The sequence below is a fragment of the Leptolyngbya sp. PL-A3 genome, from assembly GCF_039962325.1.
Classification (GTDB): Bacteria; Cyanobacteriota; Cyanobacteriia; order Elainellales; family Elainellaceae; genus Vacuolonema.
On sequence record NZ_JAMPLB010000040.1, the window covers coordinates 23,085 to 46,048 of the forward strand.

Consider the following 22,964-nt stretch of genomic DNA (forward strand, 5'->3'; position numbering starts at 1 on the left):
AGGGTGTGTTGCAAGATTCTAGAGTGGCTTGTCAATTTGTCAATTCGAACCCTTAAGAGGCAGCAATTCTCAGTATGAGCTTCAAAGCTGAGAGTTCCTGCCCGAAGGGCAGGAACTCTCAGCTTTGAAGCCCGAAAATAGCCCGCCGAAGACGGGCTATTTTCGGGTTGGATTCCAAAATGAGAATTGCTAGGATTATCCTAAACGTTGCAAGATTCTAGAGTGGCCTGTCAATTTGTCAATCCGGTTCTACTGACCTGAAACCCATGATTGATCGAGCTGAGCGAGGTCAACAAAGCCAGAGCACAGGCACTCCATGTTGCTTGATACTAGAACAACAAGTCAATTTGTCAATCGACCTGTAGCTGCCGGTAAAATTGACAGATGTTGCTGGACTCTAGAACGACAAGTCAATTTGTCAATTTAGGAAAACGCTCGATTTCCCTAACCACCATATCGAGGCGAATGAGTGTTTGGATCGATAGTTGAGTGGGTTGGCGAGGGCATAGATGATCCCTTTCAACGCATCCAACTACAGGCTCAAAGTACTCCATCCTGTGGATAAAACCATAGAAGGACTTTTGGCCAATGCCTTGTAAATGAGGGAGAGTTGCCAGTTACTGAAAAGGGTTCCGGCACGTTGCCCATTCAAGAATTGACAAATGTAATAGGATTCTAGAATCCAGGTCAATTGTGTCAATTGTTAAGAAAGTTAAACTTTTGCCAAATTCTAGCTTTTATTGAGTCCTGAATTGACAACTAGAAAAATTACCAATTATTCAGTGTTTCAAGCGGTACTTGGGTCCCTCTCTGAGAGGGTATATCAGTCACTTGTCTAATATGTTTATCGATCCTAGTCAGAAAGTTACACGATCCTAGTCTTTAAAAGCAATGAGAAAGAGTAGGCGCGATCGCTAAAACCCATGCTAGTGAAGCTATCTAATTTTTTTAGGAAGTGGATGAAGGCGATCGCTCAGTCAAGTCTATTGACATTTATCTGGAAGATGATCCAGATCTTTCGATCTCGGAAGTATACTATGCCGATGTGGATAAGCTTTGCGTAAAACCCGTGACTCAGTTTAACAATCTCACTCTCGACTCAACATCCGTTCTGACTGAGCCGCTTGCCTCTGACCTTGCATCCATTGCGTTGAACCAACAACAGATGCAACAGTACGCGGCAAAGTTAAAAGCGGGTAAGTCTTTCCTCAATTTAGTGTTGGTCAACGTTGCCACCGGAATCAATCAGTTTCGATTGCATTTGGCAAATGCGCGATTACAGAACGATGCCGATGTTATCAACCTCTACGACGAAACTGAAAAAATCGGTGCTCTACAAAAAGAGACGATGATGCGGCTGGAACGTCGATTTCGTTCAGTCTTAAAAACCGATGAGTTCTGGGAACAATCTGCAAACTGGATATTAGTGCGGCTTGAACAATGGCGTCGCGAAGATTTAATGCCTGCTGACTGTGCTGTGGTCGGCATGTTGTCCCTGGAGTCTGGTGCTGATTTAACCGACAGTGATGAATGGCGTGAATCCCTCGTTGTTAGTGCTTGTGCCTTCCACACGGCCAGTCAGTGGTTACGCCACCTAAATTTGTCCGGCCACAGTGCAGCGGAAATTGACAAATTGTTGGGGCTAAAGTCCAGCCATGGAACAACGAGCCGTGAACCACTGTTTCAGGATACGGAAATGGAACGGGTTGCAACAGGGTATCCCATCCTGACAGGAGCTCAGGCACTCATCAATTCCCAATGGGAGGATGGAGAGTATCCCTACTGGAAAAAGCTGGTAGGGGAAGGCTTCATCCAGCACCAGATTGTACGCCAGAGCCCGTCTAGTCAACAGATTGAGTTAGTTCCTGGCAAAGCGGCCTGGGAAATTATTCAACAGTTTGGTCCAGAAGCAGCCTATGTATTTCTGATCTTTTCCTCTTACGCGACCGATTCAGAGGAGCCCTGGGCTGAGCAAATTCGGTTACGAGGTACAGATCTGATCCGCCTGTTCGGTTGGGATAAGCGTACCGATATCACCATCGCTCAAAAACTGAAGAAGATCGGACACTTGGTAGAACTGGTTTGTAGCCTTTCCGTTTTAGTCAAGAACATTAACATTGGAGCCAAGCGTTATAACGTTGAACGAGGTCCAATGTGGATTCTGGAGGGCTTGGGGTATGCGGGTCAACTAGCATTAACCATGGATATGAATCAGCCCGATTCACCGACGTATGAAGCGGGTGATCCGGATGAACTATATATAAAAGTACGTCCGGGAATCTGGACTGAAAAATTCCTCAATGCTAGTGATACTCACGCAAGAGAATCTCTCTTTCAATACGGCTATCTTGCGAAGAGTACGCTGCAAATCAACCCCTATCGTCAACGCTTAGCATCCAAGCTGGCTATTTTCCTGACTATCATGAGCCGCATTCGCGATGATGGCCGCTATGAAGTACAAACGCTGCTGGAACGGTTAGAACCAAAGGATTTACTAGATGCCCTGCGCAAGGATCGCCTGCGTCGGGTCAAATTAATCAATCAGTGGGATAGTGCATTGCTCACCCTCAAAGAATTGGGATGGGAAATCGGCTTTGATCCGGCCACTTATCCAGAGAGCATTCGCCCCACCTGGTCGCTGAATGAGGATGTGGATTCAGGCTATCGCCCACGTAATTGGCTATCTATATGGCTGAAAGCCATTGTTATTATTAAACCTTCTGTCAAAATTCAAGAGAAGCTAGGAGGCCATGCACCTATTGCCCTAAAGGCGTCTCGCGCGGTTCCCCAACCCCCTGCCTTGACGGGTGAAGCCATCAAGGCCGCTTTGGAAGCGAAGGGCATGACAAAGGCACAGCTGGCCGATACTCTGCAAGTTGATCGCTCCCTGGTCACCCGCTGGCTCAAAGGTCAGCGAACCATTCAGCCAAAGCACCTGAAGCAAATTAAAGCGTTACTGGGTGATTTTGATAACCAGCCGGATCAGGACTAGGGTATGTCTTAATGGCTGGAAGAGATATTTTTTGAGCACTTAGCGCACGAAGAAACACCTCTGAAAGATCCTAGTAGGCTACGGCCTAAGTTCGTTGCCTATTTTTTGTGGTGAGGTGCGAAGCACCCCACCACAAAAAATTAGGTTGTACACTTCTGCCCCAGCCTACTAGTCAGTCGTAATTTTCTTGCCTTACACAATCTTGTGAGGACCAGTTATTTTTGAAAGGCAACTTGGAACACAGCTTTTAGAAAATAATCCTCTTAGGACGTTTCTGCATAAGAATTTACCCAGGATGTTGGTGTTTTGCCCGCTTCGCGGGCAAAACACCAACATCCTGGGGGGTAATTTCATTGCTGGAAATCTCCTTAGCCCTAAGAACCTTGCATTTAACAACTTGCAATTCTTTTTGTGGGAGCGGTGGCAAAGCCACCTGCTCCCACAAAAGATGAGATTGCAGCCAAAAATAGGGCGAATAGGTCATTCGCCCCTGCACGCTTCCTAATTTGTGGCTTTAAGCATCAGGACGCTGTTTTAGCAGCTGAATCCGTCTTCTTCCGACGGCCTCGAGGGGCACCGGACTCAGTACCAGTTTTCTTTGTTTTCGCAGCGGGGGCTTTTGCTTTGTTAGCGGTGCGAGGACCAGTGCCCCGTCCCCGAGTCTTCTTAGGCGCAGGTGCTTCTTCAGCTTGGCTTTCGGGCGCGGGGGTAGGCTCAGGTGCGGGAGCTTCTTCGGGAGCAGCCGCTTCTTCGGGGGCACTCGCTTTGGCTGACGAACGTCGCCGCTTGGGAGCCGACGAACCTGCGTCACGATTGATCGCTGCTAGATAAGACTTGAGAGAAGCCGGGCTGATGCGAATACCTTGCTCGCCGAGCATTTCTGCTACTTCCTGGTGGGAATAACCCCGCTCTAGAGCTGCATTAATGGTTCCCTGCAATTGATTAACAGCTTCTCGAAGCGACCAGGAGGTCTTGGGTTTTTCAGGCAATCCCTCTAAAGCGGCGGACGCCTCGTCAATGGAATTTTGAGTGATGGTTGCGGCTGCGGGCGATCGCCCTCTTTTGGCTGCCATAGGTGTATTCTCGGATATCAAATAGGTGGATAGTTGATTTCTGCCCTCGTATTGAATCTTGCGATCACTCGTACGAGTCCTGCATTACTTTTAGCTTAAATTTGGAAGGAATTACCATTTATTTAGGGTCATCTGCGATTAATTCTTACTTTTGTCAGATTTCTATTACCCTGTTGTTCCCGTTGGCGCCTTTTACCTGTTGCTCGATGATATTGCTCAGGCTTGTATTTCTTCCGAATCAGGATGCACCCCACCTTCTATGGGAACTCGGGTGGGTCACGAAGTCAGCGACATCTTCATTCTGAACTGGTATTAAACTTCATTAATCTTCCGTTGCTGCGTTATATGCTCAAGCTTTCCTTGCCCCTACCCGATGCAGACATCCAGTTTTACCCCAACTTCTTGAATGTATCGGAGAGCGATCGCTTCCTGACAGAGTTGACTCAGCGTATTCAATGGCGGCAGGATGCTATTACATTGTTTGGGCGATCGCTGCTGCAACCCCGACTCACAGCCTGGTATGGAGATCCCGGTAAATCCTATACTTACTCAAATCTCACGATGATGCCAACCCCCTGGATACCACCGTTGCTTGATCTAAAAGTAAAGGCCGATGCTATCTCGGGCGTTGTGTATAACAGTGTGCTTCTCAACCTGTATCGGGATGGAAATGACAGCATGGGTTGGCACAGTGACGATGAACCCGAATTGGGACACAATCCAGTTATCGGCTCCCTCAGTTTGGGAGGAACCCGACGATTTATGTTGCGGCATCGGTTTGATAAAACCCTGAAGCATCAAGTGGAACTCACCTCAGGAAGTCTCTTACTGATGCGAGGGGCAACGCAACATCACTGGCAGCACCAGATTCCTAAAACCAAACGTCCCGTTTCACCCCGCATCAACTTAACCTTTCGTGTGATTGGCTAGTAGGCTGCCGCCTAAGTTTGCATACTATGTTTTTGTGTGGGGTGCGAAGCACCCCACACAAAAACATAGGTGATGGATTTCCGCCTCAGCATACTAGTCTTCTATCCAGGACTTTTTGAGGGGCCGTAGACCCCTCAAAAAGTCCTGGAATTTAATGTTTAGGTGTGGGGTTACCCCACACCTAAACATTGACGGACTGCTAGACCTTGCTTTCGGGATTGAATGTTTATACACGAGCGTACAAACAAAAACTCCTAGGATCACAAATGAAACAACCTGTAATTCCTTTTAGGGGAGTGGCTAAGCCGCCACTCCCCTAAAAGGAATTACAGGTTCAGGACTTACGCATTTTTGTTGTGTGATGTGCTTCGTATACCACACACAACAGGAATTTCCTAAACATAGAGAACTCGCGTAGCAGCTTTTAAGGCACGTCTTGGCCCCTATGGCATGGCTCCTTTTAGCCAGTAAGTCATCATCTCGCCTTTTCCTTTAACGCTGACCATGCCTCGGGGTTCAAACCAGTATTGGTCGCGCAAACGCTCATAGGTTGAATCGGTGACTTGAATGCCACCACTCACCCCACAGGATTCCATCCGGCTGGCAATATTCACTGTATCTCCCCACAAGTCGTAGCTGAACTTTCGGGAACCAATAACCCCTGCTACCACCGGGCCCGTGTGAAGACCAATGCGCAGAGCAATGGGTTGGTTTTCTCGGGCTGTAAACTGGATGATTTCCTGCTGCATATCGAGTGCCATTCGTGCTGCAGCTTCTGCATGATTGGGCTGGGGCTCAGGTAACCCCCCTGCAACCATATATGCGTCCCCAATGGTTTTGATTTTTTCTAACCCATGCTGTTCAGCCAATCGATCAAAGACAGAAAAAATCTGATTGAGTAATCCGACTAGCTTAATCGGTGACACCTGGCTACTCAGTTCTGTAAAACCGACAATATCGGCAAACAGAACCGTGACATCTTCAAAGTCATCGGCAATGGCGGCTGAATTCTGTTTTAGCCGCTCAGCAATTGATTGGGGAATAATATTCAACAACAGGCGATCGGATTTCTCTTGCGCCAAGCGCAGAGCCACTTCCGTATTTTTGCGCGTCGTAATGTCATGGAAGAAGACAGATACTCCATCATAGGACGGGAAGATGCGTACCTCTAACCATCGGTTGCTGGGTTTATAGAATTCTTCCAGAACCACATTTGTTTGGTGCGCTAATGCCCACCGAAATTTTTGCTCAAAGGTAGACCCAATCAACTCTGGCAGCACGTCCCAAATCACGTGCCCCAAAAGAAGATGCTTCTCCCGTTGCAAAATAGTCGCTGCTTCCTGGTTGATGTAGCTAAAGTGTCCCTGGCGATCGGTGGCAAGGAAAGCATCTGTCATGTGTTCCAGCAAATTGACGACCTGCTGGTCAGATGCTCGCAGTTTGGCTTCCGTTTCTTGTTGCTGTGTGCGTTGGTGTTCCAGACGTTTGAGATTCAGCCGGAGTTCCATTTGTGTCATGACACAGCGCCCTACCATCTGTAGTGCCTCAAGCTGAGCTGAGTTGAGGTGGCGGGGAATATAATCCATCACACAAAGCGTTCCCAATGGATAACCGTCGGGGGTGACCAGGGGATGTCCGGCATAAAATCGCAGGTTGGGATCGTTAGAGACTAATGGATTGTCGGCGAAGCGATCGTCATCTAAAGCGTCTTGCACCACCATCGGTTGCATGGGTTCGAGAATGGCATGGGAGCAGAAGGTCATTTCTCGCGGCAGTTCTGGCAGAGGTGTTCCCAGTTTTGACTTGAACCACTGCCGATGCGAATCGGTTAGGCTGATCAGCGCGATCGGTGTGCCGCAGATGTAAGATGCCAGACGAACGAGATCGTCAAATTCTTCTTCAGCCGCGCTATCCAAAATTTCATAGCGCTTCAGGGCAGTCAGGCGATCGCCCTCATTCTCAGGTCTTGCAGGGACTATAGAAGGGATATTTTTTCTGGGAGGCGGAATCTGTAAACTCTGCTCTCTGTTTCCTGGCTCTAGTCGGTTCGCTAACCCAAGTAGCCAATTGGCTAATGTCGATTGAGCTGTCTTGACCCATGCGCGTCTAGAGCGCTTTACCTTCTCTGTCACACGATATCCTGTTTCCACGGGCTCGAACTCGTACCTTTCTGCTAGATACCACTTCCAACCACCGACCTGAAGATTGCAAAGTAGGGTTTTCCTAAGTCATTGATGCCATTAGTATTGCCCGATTAGGGTCAAAATGTATCGTGCTTTACACAGTATTTTCCGATCTGATAGATGCGTGAGATGAATGTGGGGCGATGTTTCACATCTATTTCTCGGATCTACTAGATCGGAAGGGGTTATAAGATCACCCCCTCCAACGCTATTCGAACTCATGTTTGACCTGTTACGGTTTAAGAGTTCGTCAGGTGTCGCAGGAGTCCAGCGTTGGTTCAGTCATCCCAGCCTTCGGAACCGTCATCCCGCCAACCGCTGCAGCGGGTTCTAGAAAATCTCAAAACTTACCCCTGGCTCACCCTGGGGACGTTAGGGAGCGCTCTATGCTTAATTGCTGCTTATGCCGCTACGCCACAGCTATTTCGATGGGCGATCGACCAGGGGATTGCGGAGCAGAATTTAACTGTTGTGCTTTATAGTGCGGCGGGGTTGGTGGTGGCAGCGATCGCCCGTGGCCTCTTCAACTTTGGCCAAAGCTTCTGCGCCGAGGCTCTGTCTCAAAGTGTTGTGTATGACCTGCGCAATCGTATTTTTAGCAAAATTCAAAACCTCAGCTTTAGTTATCACGATCAATCGCAGACCTCACAACTGCTGACCCGTGTCACCAGTGACATTGAACAAATCCGTACCTTTCTCAGCACCAGTTTGATTCAGGTGATCAGTGGTTCGGTAACGTTGTTGGCGATCGCCGTGATCTTGCTGCTGATGAATTGGGAACTAGCACTCATCAGTCTGACCGTTGTGCCCATGTCGGGATGGTTGATGGCACGCTTCCTGCAACGCAATAGTCAGTTATTTCGCCAGGTACAAGAACAGCTCAGCGATCTGAACGGAGTGCTGCAAGAGAACCTGTTGGGGGTGCGAGTGGTGAAAGCCTTCGTGCGTGAGTCGGTGGAAACGGAGCGCTACACCAATCTCAATCATGATCTGGTGGCTGCGAACATGAAAACCGTACGGGCGATTCGTAACACCTTTCCATTTATCTTTCTACTGAGCAATTTGGTGACACTCGCCGTTATTGGCTATGGTGGCGCGGCCGTGATAGGGGGCCGCTTTTCGGTGGGAGAACTGGTAGCGTTCAACTCCTATCTCATCCTGATCTTACAACCCGTGTTATTAATTGGATTCGCGGCTCCGGCGATCGCTCAGGCCGCTGTCTCTGCTGAACGAGTTTATGAAGTGGTGGATGCCGAGATTGAAATTCGCAATCGCCCCAATGCGGCTCCCTTTACAACTTGTGGTGGGCGCATCACCTTTGAAAACGTCTCCTTTCGCTATCCGGGTGCCACAGTTCCTACCCTCTCCAACGTTTCTTTTGAAACCAAACCCAATGAGCTGATCGCGATTCTCGGCATGACGGGATCCGGAAAAAGTACGGTGGTGAATTTATTGCCCCGGTTTTATGACGTCACATCGGGAGCTGTGCGGATTGATGGGCGGGATGTACGCGACTTCACCCTGGAGAGTTTGCGATCGCACATCGGTATTGTTTTTCAGGAAACTACGCTGTTTTCAGGCACCCTGTTTGACAACCTGACCTATGCCAAACCAGAGGCTACGCTGGAACAGGTCATTGAGGTGGCAAAGGCTGCGCAAATTCATGACTTTATAATGAGTTTGCCCGAGGGCTACGACACAATTGTGGGCGAACGGGGGGTAGGTCTGTCGGGTGGGCAGAAGCAGCGGGTGGCGATCGCTCGCACCCTCCTCACCGACTATAGTGTTTTGATTCTGGATGACAGCACATCCGCTGTAGATGCCCAAACCGCATCCCAAATTCAAGCAGCTCTCGACGACCTGATGCGTCGGCGTACCTGTACCGCGTTTGTGGTAGCGCAGCGGATTAGTACGGTACGTACCGCTGACCGCATTTTGCTAATGGACAGAGGCCGTCTCGTCGCCCAGGGCAGCCATGAAGAGCTGATGCGTACTAGCCCTCTGTATGGGGTGATTTTGGAATCTCAGGTAAAGCAGGGTCAGGAGGTAATTTAATGATGCAAGCTGGAACCGATGCCAAACTCAAAGCCTCGACCCTGAGCCGTTTTCTCCAGTACTTTTTACCCTACCGGGATGAACTTCCGGTCGCGTTTCTACTCGTTCTGTTGGGTGCATCTAGCCTGTCTATTGGTCCGTTGCTGATTGGTTGGGCTATCGATCACCTGATTCTTCAGGGCAATTGGCCTGGATTGGTGCAACTGTTGATCTTTCTAGCCCTGATTTATGGCCTGGGGGTGTGGGCAACTCGCGGTCAAATCTTGCGCATGGGTTCGATCATGCAGCGCTTGCTGGGCCAGTTGCGGGAAGATATTTTCACTAAAATTCAAAGTTTGCCCGTCAGCTTTTTCGATCGCAGTGAAGCGGGCGATCTGATGAGCCGCTTAATTAATGATGTCAACACCGTAAATCAGGCATTCGGTCTCACCATTCCCCAGATGTTGGGCCAGACCTTCAGCCTGGTGGGCATCATTATTGCCATGTTTTCTATTAATGTGCCGCTTGCGCTGCTCAGCAATTTGGTGGTGCCCTTGATGGTATTTACGACCGGGTTCTTCTCGCGCTGGGCCAGACAGCGGTTCCGGGTTACCCGCGAGACCATTGGCGAACTCTCCGCCAAGTTAGAAGAAGACATTGGTAGCGTGCGCGAAGCTCAGGCCTTTAACCGCACCCAGCTCAACATTGAAGAGTTTGACAGCCTCAATGCTGCTAATCGTCGAGCCAATGTACAGGCGGTAGCTGTAACGGCAGCATTTTTACCTTCAATCGACTTTTTGAATACTCTTGCAACCGCAGGGGTAATGGCCTACGGGGGCTACCTGGCCGTGACAGGAGCCGCAACCGTAGGAATGGTTACGTCCTTTCTGCTATACGTGCAGCAGTTTTTCCGTCCCATTCAAATTCTGAGCCAGTTTTATACTCAGGCGCAGTCGGCTCTGGCAGGGTTGGATCGCATCTTTTTCCTGTTGGATGAGCCCGCCCAATTGCAGGACGCCCCTAATGCCTGGGAGATGCCACCCATTCAGGGGGAAGTCCGTTTTGAAAACGTGTCTTTTGGATACACCCCTAACCAGCGGGTCTTGAACGACGTCAACTTAATCGCGGAACCGGGGCAAATGATTGCCTTAGTGGGGCCCACAGGCGCGGGAAAAAGTACGATTATCAACCTGATTCTGCGGTTTTATGATGTGACGGATGGGGCCGTCAAAATTGATGGGTTGGATGTGCGGCGGGTGACTCAGGCCAGTTTGCGCCGTCAGATCGGGATTGTGTTGCAGGATAACCTGCTATTTAGTGGCACTGTGGCTGAAAACATTGCTTTTGGTGCTTCCCATGCCAGCCATGCAGAAATTGAAGCCGCCGCTCAAGCCGCCAATGTGCATGAATTTATCACGACCCTTCCCCAGGGTTACAGCACTCAACTGGGAGAACGCGGTGCTCCCCTCAGCCAGGGACAGCGGCAGTTGGTGAGCATTGCTCGGGCTGTGCTGGTCAATCCCCGCATTCTGGTTCTGGATGAGGCGACAAGCAGCATTGATACGCGGACAGAGGCATTGGTGCAGGAGGCGATCGCCCGTCTCCTCCAAAACCGCACGAGCTTTGTCATTGCCCACCGTCTCAGCACCGTTACCCAGGCTGATCAGGTGCTCGTCATCCAACAGGGCCAGATTGCCGAGCGCGGCACTCATGCCGAACTGATGGCTCGTCAGGGTGTCTATGCCAATCTCTATGCCCTCCAAATGGGAGCCGATTAAAACATCCAGAAGGGTGCATCCCGCTTGTGCAGATTAAAAACTTAGCTTTGCGGGTGTGGCAGGCAAGGCTTGCCACACCCGCAAAGCTTTCAGGGTAGGAGGCAGCGCCTCCCTACCCTGGATCTCCTGTGTGGGTTGCTCGCTTGGCTGTGCAACCTCTCGCACCCTCAAAAAACGATTCATACAGGCGGTCTGTTGAACAACGTTGTAATTTGAAGGCACCTAGATTGATCCATCAGCGTCTTGGATCGTAAATGCGAATGCATGAGGCACGTCTGGAAAACCGTAGATTGTTGTTCCAGTATCGTCGCTCTTCACATTATCTATGGCTAGAAATGTCAAATGTCTTCCTTTAAGCCTCATAAAGTTCTCTGGAAAATCAGCACTATTTTGTGTGTCAGTTCTGCGATCGCCACAAGTAGCGCACTTCAACCTGTTTTGGCTGCTGTCCTGGTAGCGCAATCGGTTCAAAACGCAGCACCCACCTGCCAGACTGAGCGGCAACAATCTGAAGAAGCCTTATTAAACATGGGGTTAGAGCAGGCAGAGCAGGCTATCACTAATGGTCGTATTGAGTATGGTTCTCAGCTCCTGGTGATGATCCTGCAACGTATCCGGGTGATGCCCAATGGCTCTGCCCGAATCGGTTTGCTGGAACGTCTGGTAGGGAGCTTGGGGGAAAATGTTGCCTACAGTAGCCCCCTCGACCGGCTGATGCAATCTGTCTCGCCTCAACAGCCTCAGGCCGCGATCGCCGTTCTATCGGCTGCTTTTGATGTCGCACAAACCATTAGCCCTAGCTACAGTGCATCTAAAACCCGTACCTTAACGGCTCTGGCGAACGATTACACCCAGGTGGGGCAGCCCGACCAGAGCGTTAATATTTTGGGACAGGCCATGATTGCCAGTAATACCATTCAGGGGGCCGAGCTGAAGGCGATCGCCCTGAATGGCATTGCCGAAGCGTATAAAAATGCCGGACAGTCAGATCTTGCAGCCCGTACCCTTGAGCGATCGCTACCCTTAGCCCAATCTATCAACGACCCCAACCCTTACCGCCGAGCTGCTGTGCTGGAACGGATTGCCAGCATTTACGAACAAATTGATATGCCCGATCGCGCCCTTTCCATCGCGCAATCCATCCCGGTGCCTGGATATACAGCCACAGTCATGGTGGCTGTTGCCGAACAGTACCGAGAAAAGGGGCAGGTTGGCCGGGCTCTGGAGGTGCTGCAAAGTTTGCCTACTCAGGATCGAGTGATCCCGCTGGCTGCGTTCGCCGGGCACCTTACGGCCCAGCAGCCACAGCAGGCCGATGAAATTTACGGACAAGCTGTAAGTGAGACGCGATCGCTGGGAACCGCTGATACGGCACTGGTGGCCGTAGCCCGACGTTATGGTGAGGCAGGTGGTCTGATTGCCAAGGCCGACGAAACGGTGCAAACGATCGCGGACCCGGCTGTGCAAGCTCCTGGGTTGGGGGCGATCGCTCTGCTCTATGCTCAGGCTGGCGAAGAAAACCGCGCTGAAACCCGACTGGGTCAGGCTATTGAAAAGCTGGGAACCATTCCGGATGTCAATGCCCAGAACTCGGCTCGTCAACAATTAATGGATCAGGTGGCTGAACGGGGACGCTATGACTATGGTGTGCGCATTGCCCAAACGATTCAAGCGGGGGAAGAAATACCCTTCGACCGAGTGGATGTATTGACGGCTCTGGGAGAACGTGCGATTGCTGATCAGCGCTATGATGCAGCTCTACAAATTACTAAACAAATTCCACCCAGTTTTGCCAGTTGGCGCGATAACTTGTTTTCAAAAACGGCTCGGGGCTTAGCACACCAGGGTGATATCGACGCCGCATTACCCATTGCCCAGGAAGCAAACGTTGATCTGGGATTTCAACCCCGGATTCTGGCCATCATTGCAGCTGAGTCAAAACTGCTGGGGCAGTCAGAACAATCGACAACGTTGTTTAATCAAGCGATTGCACAGGCTGCATCCATTGACGATGCCTCAACTCAAACGGCTGTTTTCGGGGCGATCGCTCAAGCTTACTTGACCTCTGGGCAAGAGGAACAGGCCATACAAATGCTGGATCAAGCCATTGCTGCCGCCCAAACTATTGAGGATAGTACTAGCCATACCTATGCTTTGCGAACACTGGCTGAGCAGTTAGCCTTTAACAAGCAACCCCGTGCGGCATTACGAGTCGCCGAGGCGATTCCGGAGCCTTCAGAGCGGCTAGCTAAAATTAATGAGGCGATCGAAAAAGCAATCCAGATGGGTGATTTCCCAACCGTTGAAACAGGAATCACTCGGTTGAATGACCCGGCATTGCAATCCTTCTGGTTTATCTCCTTATCCGATCGCTACCGCTTAATGGACGATCGCCCCCAAGCCGCTACTCTGCTCAATCAGGCATTTCAGGTGGCCCGTACCGTACCCGGAGACGAATCGCAAACGGTTATGATTCGCGGTGGTGAAGCACCTCTCAGCATGGAGGATGACCGCGATCGGGGGAGTTTGCTGGGGGCGATCGCCCTCAGATATGCCCAACTGGGTCAAATGTCTCAGGCTCGGCAAGTAATTCAAACTCTTCAAGATGCGAGGCTTCGGCAATCCTTACTGCAACAGGTGAACTGTTACCGTTAGGAGCCTGATAAGCATAATAGGATCTCCGGTTGAAGAACCTGATGTGCAGTGGCGCGGCGCATCAGGGTTCTTCAACCAGATTTGATGTAAGTTGTGTTATCTCAAGCCCTTAGTACCTTAAGGCTTATGTCCAGTTGCTACGGCGCTTTTCAAGCGCTTAAAATCCTGTTGTTTTGTGAGAGCCGCGCTCCGCGCGGCTCTCACAAAACAACCGTAGCTGATTCAAGCGCAAAGCGCTGTAAATAAAGCTATAGCAGTCGGGTGTGTCCGAGTTTTGCGAGATGAGTTGTGAGAAGTAGTGCGGACGAGGCCCGTGTTACTTCTCTTAGCTTATGTAAGATCCTCAGTAGATCGCAGACGAGCGTTTGAGTGTGTTTTGCACGCCCAAACGCTCGTCTGCGATCTACTGATTCTATCAGAAACGAGATGTGGAAACTTAGGTTTCACATCTCGTTTCATGACCTCATTTAGCAACACTATTTTTGCAGAGTTTCTAAGTATAGAAGATGGGGTAAATGGTGCTCCAATTCTATACTTAATCGATTTCTACGGAAGTGGAAAGTGTCTGTATTAGAGAAGATGCTCAATCAACGGCACAAGAGTGAAAGGTGCTTAATAATACATCTTGCGCTACACATACTGAATGTTTTTGTTTCGCGTTATAAACATAAGGCTTATAGCCCGTTACAAAAATTTTCCTCTGCTATAGAGTATAGATAATTTCAATTTTTCCTGTATTTTGAGAAAAATAAGAGGATTTGAATGGTAGCCAACTCTAATGTTAAATTTACAATCCGTTTCGAAGATCCTAATTTAGATGAAGAAGGGTTAGATGGGGAAGCCCGGCGCTTTCTCAATGAATTGAGAGATCTAGACGAAGTTGAAGCAGCTGATCGTGTTCTTGATCCCAATCCACCAGAAGGAAATAAAGCGTTAGGTGGCTTTTTGGTTGGAATTCTAAGTGCTGAAGTAAGTCCAACCAATATAAAAGCATTATGTAGATTTTTAGGCGATCGTCTTGGCGGAAAACCTATTGAACTTGTTGTAGAAGGCAATGGGAAAACACTGAATGTGAAGGCACATAGCCGAGAAGAATTAGATGCGGCTGTTGAAGCGGCTCGAAAATTTTTAGAAGCATAGGTTTAACCATGGCAAAAGTCGCTCTATTAATTGGTGTCAGCGAGTATGAACCAGGATTAAATGCACTTCCAGCGGCAGTTAATGATGTTGCCGCGATACAAGAACTTCTGTTAAATCCTGAAATTGGCGGTTTTAACAAAGCTGATGTATTGGTGTTGAATAACCCTGAGCGACAGGCCATGGAGGAGTCAATTGAGGCTCTCTTCGCAGGGCGTCATAAAGATGACTTAGTCCTGTTCTTCTTTTCGGGCCATGGAATTAAAGATGATGCCGGTCGACTTTTTCTAGCAACCCGTAGCACTCGTAAAACAGCCCAAGGAGACTTGATTCGCTCTACCGCTGTATCCAGCAACATCCTTCACGACTGTATGAACCGCAGTCGATCGAGGCGACAGGTGATTATTCTGGATAGCTGTTTCAGTGGTGCTTTTGCCGAAGGGCTATCTGCAAAAGATGATAATACAGTTGATATTCCGGCTCAATTAGGGGGGGAAGGTCGAGCAATTCTGACCTCTTCAAGCTCGACACAATATTCATTTGAGCATGGAGGCTCTGAGCTATCACTTTATACCCGTTTCTTGGTGGAAGGGATTAAAACAGGGGCCGCTGATCAAGATGAAGACGAAGTGATTTCTGTTGATGAACTTCATGAGTACGCCAGTCGAAAAGTTCGAGAAATTAGACCTCAAGCTAAACCCGAAATTTTTCCAGTCCGGGACGGTTCTAAAATTCGGTTGGTACGGGTGCCCCCTGGCGATCCCCACGAGAAATATCGTAAGGAAGTGATGCGATATATCCGCAGGGGAGAGCTTTCTCTCGTTGGTCGCAGAACGTTGGATTGGAAGCAAACCGAGTTGGGTTTGAGTAGTTCTCAAGCAAAGGCGATCGAGGACGAGGTTCTTGAGCCCTACCGCCAGAGGTTTCGAGCCAAACTTCGACAGTATGAGCAAGCGTTTTCTGACTTGCTGCTGCACCATGGGGCTATCAGTGAGGAGGATCGCACTGACCTGCAAAATCTCCAACAGGAGTTAGAACTCAGGAAAGAAGATACATTGCCGATTGAGGCAAAAGTTGATGCTCAGTTCAAAGCCCGGCAGCAGAAATTACAGACCTATGAGCAAGCGTTTTTAGAGGCTATTCATCAGGAGTATCCTCTGGGGCAAACGAAACGGAATGAGCTGCAACAGTTACTCTTGCAACTAGAGCTAGGGGATGTTGATGTAGCGTTGATTGAGACTCGAATTACTGCTGAAATGGAACGCTACCATCGTAACTTAAAGGTGTATCAGCAGAGTTTTGCGGCAGCTATTCAGGAACAGTTTCCTCTTACAGATGCGAAGCGCCATGAATTGCGGGAACAACAACAGAATCTGGGCCTAAAAGATATTGATGTTGCTCCAATTGAAGCAAGGATTACTACAGAGATCGAAAATTATCAGCAAAAACTAGATCAGTACCGACAGGCGTTCATCAATGCCACGCAGCGCCGCTACCAGCCCAGTGACACCGTTCGTACGCAGTTACAACAAACCAGCCAAGCGCTGGCTTTAAAGGAACCAGATGTCAGGGCGATCGAATCTGAAATTACAACTCAGATCAACCTCTACCAAGAAAATTTGCGGCAGTATGAACGGGAATTTATCCAGGCTGCCGAGCAGCAATATCCATTGAGTGGAATAACACTGCGAGAACTCAACCAACGTCAAACAGAGCTGAACTTGGCGGATGAGGATATAGAGGCACTTAAAACGCCTATTATCGCCGGTATTGAAGACCAATTGAAAAAGTGCCAGCAGTATGAGCAAGTCTTTTCAGAGTCTATTCAATACGAATATCCGCTAGTGGAAGAAACACGTGATGAGTTAAAGCGCTTTCAGAAAGTTCTGGGTCTTTCCGACAAAACCGTTGCTCATCTTGAGGGGAGGCTTCTATCCTCCAGGGATGTTCAAGGTACCTTAGGAGCGAAGAGTGCAGAAACAGACGCGATCGGGCTAAAGACATCTAACTCTCCTCCTCCGATTTCTCAAAGTCCTACAGTTCTAGAGGCACGAAAGCTATCAGAAAGGCGACCTGCGGAGCTAGCACAGCGCGTTTCATCGCTACCACGATCCCAAGCTACTCAGCCTTCTTCGAGCGCAACGATTGCTGAAATTTTTTCTCGAACGCCCAAAAAGATTTTCATATTTTCGGGATTGGCGATCGCAGGGCTCCTTCTCTCACTGGGTGTGTGGTCACTGACCCAATCTGAACCCAGTACCCAAACCCCCAATAACCTCCTCACGGCATCCGATGCCTCTCCCCAAACTCAGCCTGCTTCTCTCGAAGATCGCATGAGCTCCGGGAATAAAATTTTAATAAAAAGAGAGGGTGGCAATCCTGAAAAACCTGAGTTTGAGGTTGCCAAGGCGAAAGGAGCAGCCGCTATGGCAAAAGGAGACTATGAGGAAGCGGCCGCTGCTTTTACAGAGGCTCTTAAGAAATACCCAAATGCTCCAGAGACATTGATTTATCTCAATAATGCTCGGATTGGTTCCGAAAAATCCTACGAAATTGCTGTGTCGGTGCCAATTACGGGAGATTCTCCAGGCCGTGCTTTAGAGATGTTGCGGGGATTTGCCCAGGCCCAAAACGAAATTAATGAGGCTGGAGGCATTAATGGTGCGAGGCTTAAATTGAAGATCTTTGACGATAGTGATGACCCCAAAATCACTGAACAAGTTGCGTCCACGATTACTGGAGATCCAACCATTCTAGCTGTGCTAGGTCATTGGTCGAGTAATACGAGTTTGGCAGCCGTTCCGGCATATATTGCTGGGAAAATTCCATTTATTACTCCTGTCAGTACGACGATCGAACTTTCTCATCGTAGCCCCTATGTCTTTCGTACTAATTTGAATACGAGTACGGGAGGGAAAGCACTGGCAAATTATGCAGTAACTAAACTAAGGAAGACAAAAGTTGCAATCTTCTTTGACTCTAGAAGCCAGTACAGTAAAGAACTTGAGTCTGAGTTTAGCAAGGTTCTGGAAAAGGCAAGTGGCAACGTCACGAATCGGTTTGATTTATCCGATCAAAGTTTTAGTATTGCCAATAGTCTTGACCAGGCGATGGAGAAAGGAGCAGACGCTATTATGTTAGTCCCTGCACCTGACACAGTGAATGATGCTTTGCAGGTTATTACAGCCAATCGTGGTCGTTTATCTTTGATTGGAGATATCGCAAATTTATATACACCCAAAACGTTAGAAGTGGGTGGTGAAGAAGCGGTTGGGATGGTCATGGCTTTGGCATGGCATAGTGAGGCTAACCCTAATTCGGGGTTTTCTCACCGTTCCGTAGAGCTCTGGAAGGCACCTGTGAGCCATGCGAGTGCAACTTCTTACAATGCCACACAAGCAATCATAGAAGCCCTGAGACGACAGAAAAATCCGAGTCGTGAGGGTATTCAAGAGGCATTAAGAGCACCTAATTTCTTTGCCAATGGCGCTTCTGGAGACATTCGCTTTTCACCATCGGGGGATGCGAACACGGCGACTCAATTTGTAGAAGTTCGTCCGAAAAACAAATCCACATCGCCTACGAGCTATGAGTTTGCCCCTATCCCATAACGCATGGCCATTGATGCTAGGACGCAAGAACCGTGGAGGCTTTGCCTAATCGAGGAATACAACATAAAGGTCTCAGGCCTCAGGCATGATAGTATCGTCCGGTTTAGTTCAGGAACGTTGCGCGTGGAATACGATCGCCTCCTTGCTGGAATCAGCGATGTGAATCGAGTCAGCCAGGTTGCCGTAGCGCGTGCGGTGAATCAGACCCTGACCCTGCGTAACTGGCTAGTGGGTGCCTACATCATTGAATACGAGCAGAACGGTGTCGATCGCGCTGCCTACGGCACTCAACTCATTGAAACCCTGGCCAAGGATTTGAAGAAACAGGGCATTAAAGGTTTTGCTGTCAGTAATTTAAGGAATTTTCGACAGTTTGCACTGACATACCCGCATCTGGCTCAAGACACTCTGCTGCCACAACTCCTAGCCTCCGCTCGACTGCTACCTGCGGAAATTCACCAGACAGCGTCTGGTGAATGGGTGGTGGCTGAGATTCACCAGACAACGTCTGGTGAATCTCAAGGGTTGCGATCGCCCTCTCCTACAAATCCCTCTGGCCTTGCCTTTCCGTCACTCCAGAGTCGTGCAGAAACGGAGCCGCCCCTCCGGTGGCAGAATGCTGCCTATTACCAGAAGCTGTTTGTAACGCTGTCGTGGTCGCATTTGCTGGAGCTGTGTCGAATTGGCGATCGCCTCAAACGTGCCTTCTACGAACTGGAAGCCGTTAAAAGCAACTGGTCGTTTCGTGAAATGAAGCGCCAGATGAACAACATGCTTTATGAACGTATTGGGCTGTCGAAGGATAAAGATGCCGTACTCACACTCGCTCAACAGGGCCAACTTGTTGATAGCCCCCAGACTCTAGTTCGCGATCCCTACATTCTGGAATTTTTGGGATTGGCAGAGAAGCCCGTTTATACAGAAAACGACTTGGAGCAGGCACTTATCGATCACCTGCAAGAATTTATGCAGGAGTTAGGGCGTGATTTTTGCTTTGTAGAACGGCAGTTTCGTATGACGGTGGAAAGCGAGCATCATTATTTGGATTTGTTGTTCTACCATCGATCGCTTCAATGCTTAATTGCCATTGATCTCAAACTCGGCAAATTCAAGCACGACTATGCCGGACAGATGAATTTCTACCTCAACTACCTGCGCGAAAACGTCGCGTATCCCCATGAAAATCCTCCGGTCGGCATTATTCTTTGCGCTGAGCGCGATGCAGAAACCGTCCGCTACGCAACCGCTGGGCTCGACAATCAACTATTCGTTTCCCGCTATCTGATTGCACTGCCATCGGAAGATCTCCTCAAGCAATGGCTCCGCGAAGAACAGGAACGTTTAGAGGGTGTATAGCAGTCTTAGGACGTGAGAAGGGAAGGAGTGTGAAGCACTCCTTCCCTTCCCATGTAAGAGTATAGGGGTGGTGGCCGAACCGCATCGCACCATCAACAGACGAGTCCTGAGGATGTGGCGTATTAAATCCGCGAATTAAACGAAGCATAGGGTTTTAGCTCGGGTACTTCCCAACGGCTATACCAATCCTGGAGATAAGGCCGTAATTCGCGAGCCAGAGCCCGATAGTCGTCTCGGAATTCTGATGCATTCATCTGGTCGGCAATTTCCTGGGCGATCGCCCCCAAATCAAATCCTGTCGGTCGTCCATCCTGCAAAACAATTTTGCCATTCACAAAAACAGTATCAACGTCTGCTGGTCGAGCACGCATCAGGACAGCATGGAGTGGATTTGCTTCTGGGGCAATCCACGGAAAGGTGATGCGATCGCACTTCACCAGCACCAGATCTGCTTTATACCCCGGAGCCAGCTTACCCAAACTCTGTTCCTGCATCAAAAGCTTGGCTCCGCCTGTGGTCGCCATATGAAAAACATCCGCTAAGGTGGGAGCGGGAGCTTGCATTTGCGGAGTGCGATGCAGGCGAGCGGCCAGGCGCATTTCGGCAAACATATCTTCGTCATCCCCCAGGGCAGTGCCATCCATGCCCAGGCCCACGGTGATCCCTGCTTGAAGCAGGGCATTCAGGGGGGCAACCCCCGCTCGGAGGCGCAAGTTGGAACTGGGATTGTGGCTCACGGAGGCTCCCGTCTCTGCCAAAATTTCGATATCAGCTTCGCTGAGCCAAACTCCATGAGCCATGGAAAAACGGGGGCTGAGTACACCAAGCTCGTGCAGATGCGCGACGACAGATTTTCCGTAGAACTTTGGCCCCATTAAGTTCTCATAGAAGGACTCCACCACATGGGTTTGAATTCCAGTTTGCAAAGCAGCCGCTTTTTCAGCCACCTGGATCATCAGCTCATTGCTGACCCACTGTGGCCCGGGTGGCCCAAACCATACACGAATGTGAGGGTGGGATTGATAGCGTACGACTAAATCACTAATGAGGGCCAGATACTCTTCGGTGGATAGGGTTTGTTGAAAAGAGATCAGGGTTTGGACCCGCTGTTGTAGGGCGTCTGGTAACCCCGACACGAACGTATTGTCTTCAAAATGCACCAGGGTACTGGAGTAGCTGGCGCCTGGAGCCAGAGCCACTCGCATTCCAGCTTGCTCATAGGCGTTCAGTCTTGCTTGCAGATCATCCAGACAGGTATCTGGGGTGCCTGAGATAGAGACAACGTCCAATACGCTGGTTACGCCGCTTTGTAGAAGGTAGCTAGTGCTGAGCAGCGTTTTGAGGGTGGGGTCTTGCGATCGCAACCCAATCAACGAAAACAACCACAATTCCAAAAAGTCATCATCCACACCCTGTAAGGAATTGGGCACGCCATTGCTGTGGTGATGGGCGTTGATCAATCCCGGCAGAATCGCAAACTGGCTGGAACCGTGAACTTTGGCATCAGGATATTTTGTCTGTAGTGTTTCCCAGCTATCGACTTCTAGGATCGTGTCGTTTTGAAGGGCGATCGCCCCATCCACCCGCGTATCCTCTCCCGTGAAAACCCAGCGACCGCGCACCAGTTCTACAGACGTCATCGGCGTTGTTTCCTAAAGCAGTGTTTCTTCCCCTGAAAATACTACCTGCTACTCAGGATCGCGTATTTATTAACCTGTAATTCTTGTTGTGAGAGGGGCGGCTTTGCCGCCCCTCTCACAACAAGAATTACAGGTTATTTTGTTCGTGATCCTAAGAATAAAAAAGCTACGGGTGAACTGTCATAACCCGATAACGTAAGGTTAGGAGGTTTCTGCATAAGAATTTACCGAACATCTTGGTAATTTCATGGTTGGAAATCTCCCTATATAAAAATGCGTATGTCCTGGAGATAATAAGAAGGCGTCTGGTCTACATGACAAGATGAGATTGAACGTCCTTCAGAATCTTCGTGACCATGGCACCCCTAAGCTGGACAGAACTGGAAGCCCTCACCGACTTTCAGATTGATACCGTTAACGGCCCTACCAATGCTCAGGCTCGGCTCCGCCTCTTTGGTCACTCCGAGTCGGATGTGCGTGTGACCTTATATCGTGACAACCATGCCTGGTGTCCCTATTGCCAGAAAGTGTGGCTCTGGCTGGAAGAAAAGCAGATTCCCTATCGCATCGAAAAAGTGACGATGTTTTGTTACGGGGAAAAAGAGAGCTGGTACAAACGCAAGGTGCCTTCTGGCATGTTGCCTGCCCTTGAGCTGGATGGCCGTCTCATCACTGAAAGCGACGATATTCTGCTTGCGCTGGAGCGGGCCTTTGGGCCTTTGGGACAGGGGATGGGATCTCCGGCCGTGCTGCCTCTGCGGCGGCTAGAGCGTCTGCTGTTTCGAGCCTGGTGCAACTGGCTATGTTACCCAGCCTCATCCCCCCGGCAGGAACAACGCAACCGGGAGATATTTACTGAAACGGTCGATAAGGTTGAATACGCCCTCGCTAGCACTCCGGGTCCTTACTTCCTGGAGGAGTTCAGTACCGCCGATGTCGTGTTTACGCCCTATGTCGAGCGGATGTTGGCCAGCCTTTACTACTACAAGGGATATTCTCTCAAGGATAATCCTCGCCTGGCGGCCTGGTTTGAGGCCATGGAAAGCCGTCCTACCTACCGTGGCACTCAGAGCGACTTTCACACCCATGTCCATGACCTGCCTCCACAGATGGGGGGCTGTTGGGAAAATGGTGAACCTCAGATGCTCCAGAATAAAGCTCAGGTTGATCAGGGTCCCTGGTTTGGGTTGCCAGATGTCAATTATCCTGAGCCAGAAAACTCCCGCCAGGAAGCCCTCTATTACGTCCTCCGGCACCGCGCCAATATTGTTCGCGTTAACCCCGCTGACGATCGCCTCTTTGACGAGGCCTTGCGGTGTGCCCTGACCACGCTGATGACCGGCGAGGTCTGTGCCCCACCAACCGGGTCTGATGCGGCATTGCGGTATCTGCGCGATCGCATCAACGTCCCTCGCGATATGTCGATCTACGCGGCCAAACGATTGCGAGAAGCCCTGGAGAAAACCGCCGCTCTAGCAGGTGATGGACAGGGGACTCCTATCCCATTCAAACATCGTCGCGATCAGGACCCGGCGAACTTTGTGCGCCGGTAAGCACCGTCAGCCATCTAACAGG

At 49.8% G+C, this 22,964-nt stretch carries 12 protein-coding genes; 9 read left to right on the plus strand and 3 right to left on the minus strand.

Features of this window, described 5'->3' with window-relative positions:
- Positions 1-1,069: 1,069 nt before the first annotated feature.
- Positions 1,070-2,992: a helix-turn-helix transcriptional regulator gene (locus NDI52_RS23740; RefSeq protein WP_190789240.1), complete on the plus strand. Its 1,923-nt coding sequence runs from the start codon at positions 1,070-1,072 to the stop codon at positions 2,990-2,992.
- Between the two features lie 521 nt (positions 2,993-3,513).
- Here the strand turns inward: NDI52_RS23740 and NDI52_RS23745 are convergent.
- On the minus strand, positions 3,514-4,065 hold the full coding sequence (locus NDI52_RS23745) for a hypothetical protein (protein ID WP_190773802.1): 552 nt from the start codon (positions 4,063-4,065) through the stop codon (positions 3,514-3,516).
- Between the two features lie 345 nt (positions 4,066-4,410).
- On the opposite strand from NDI52_RS23745, the gene NDI52_RS23750 reads away from it, so the two are divergent.
- Entirely contained in the window at positions 4,411-4,995 is a 585-nt protein-coding gene (locus NDI52_RS23750) for an alpha-ketoglutarate-dependent dioxygenase AlkB (RefSeq protein ID WP_199307636.1), read from the plus strand.
- A 443-nt stretch (positions 4,996-5,438) separates the two neighbouring features.
- On the opposite strand, the gene NDI52_RS23755 is transcribed toward NDI52_RS23750, so the two are convergent.
- Entirely contained in the window at positions 5,439-7,127 is a 1,689-nt protein-coding gene (locus tag NDI52_RS23755; protein WP_199307635.1) for an adenylate/guanylate cyclase domain-containing protein, read from the minus strand.
- Between the two features lie 324 nt (positions 7,128-7,451).
- Here NDI52_RS23755 and NDI52_RS23760 point away from each other — a divergent pair, with 324 nt between their 5' ends.
- The 6 genes from NDI52_RS23760 to NDI52_RS23785 all read left to right on the plus strand — a co-directional run bounded on the left by NDI52_RS23760 (position 7,452) and on the right by NDI52_RS23785 (position 19,749).
- Complete coding sequence (locus tag NDI52_RS23760; RefSeq protein ID WP_190773800.1) at positions 7,452-9,233, plus strand: ABC transporter ATP-binding protein; 1,782 nt, start codon at positions 7,452-7,454, stop codon at positions 9,231-9,233.
- Positions 9,233-10,990, plus strand: a complete 1,758-nt coding sequence (locus NDI52_RS23765; protein ID WP_190773799.1) for an ABC transporter ATP-binding protein — start codon at positions 9,233-9,235, stop codon at positions 10,988-10,990. The genes NDI52_RS23760 and NDI52_RS23765 overlap by 1 nt, the downstream gene beginning before the upstream one ends.
- 342 nt (positions 10,991-11,332) lie before the next feature.
- Positions 11,333-13,645, plus strand: a complete 2,313-nt coding sequence (locus tag NDI52_RS23770) for a hypothetical protein (protein ID WP_190773798.1) — start codon at positions 11,333-11,335, stop codon at positions 13,643-13,645.
- Between the two features lie 762 nt (positions 13,646-14,407).
- Positions 14,408-14,785, plus strand: coding sequence for a hypothetical protein (locus tag NDI52_RS23775; protein ID WP_190789239.1), 378 nt, complete (start codon positions 14,408-14,410; stop codon positions 14,783-14,785).
- A gap of 8 nt (positions 14,786-14,793) precedes the next feature.
- Positions 14,794-18,393, plus strand: coding sequence for an ABC transporter substrate-binding protein (locus tag NDI52_RS23780; RefSeq protein WP_190775837.1), 3,600 nt, complete (start codon positions 14,794-14,796; stop codon positions 18,391-18,393).
- A gap of 123 nt (positions 18,394-18,516) precedes the next feature.
- Complete coding sequence (locus tag NDI52_RS23785) at positions 18,517-19,749, plus strand: PDDEXK nuclease domain-containing protein (RefSeq protein ID WP_190775836.1); 1,233 nt, start codon at positions 18,517-18,519, stop codon at positions 19,747-19,749.
- 122 nt (positions 19,750-19,871) lie between these two features.
- Here the strand turns inward: NDI52_RS23785 and NDI52_RS23790 are convergent, their stop codons facing one another.
- A complete protein-coding gene (locus NDI52_RS23790; protein WP_190775835.1) occupies positions 19,872-21,389 on the minus strand; it encodes an amidohydrolase family protein in 1,518 nt (505 codons plus the stop codon).
- 356 nt (positions 21,390-21,745) lie between these two features.
- Between NDI52_RS23790 and NDI52_RS23795 the strand changes: the two genes are divergently transcribed.
- The gene (locus NDI52_RS23795) at positions 21,746-22,942 is read left to right on the plus strand and encodes a glutathione S-transferase family protein (RefSeq protein WP_190775834.1); all 1,197 of its coding nucleotides are present in this window, start codon (positions 21,746-21,748) and stop codon (positions 22,940-22,942) included.
- Positions 22,943-22,964: the final 22 nt, after the last annotated feature.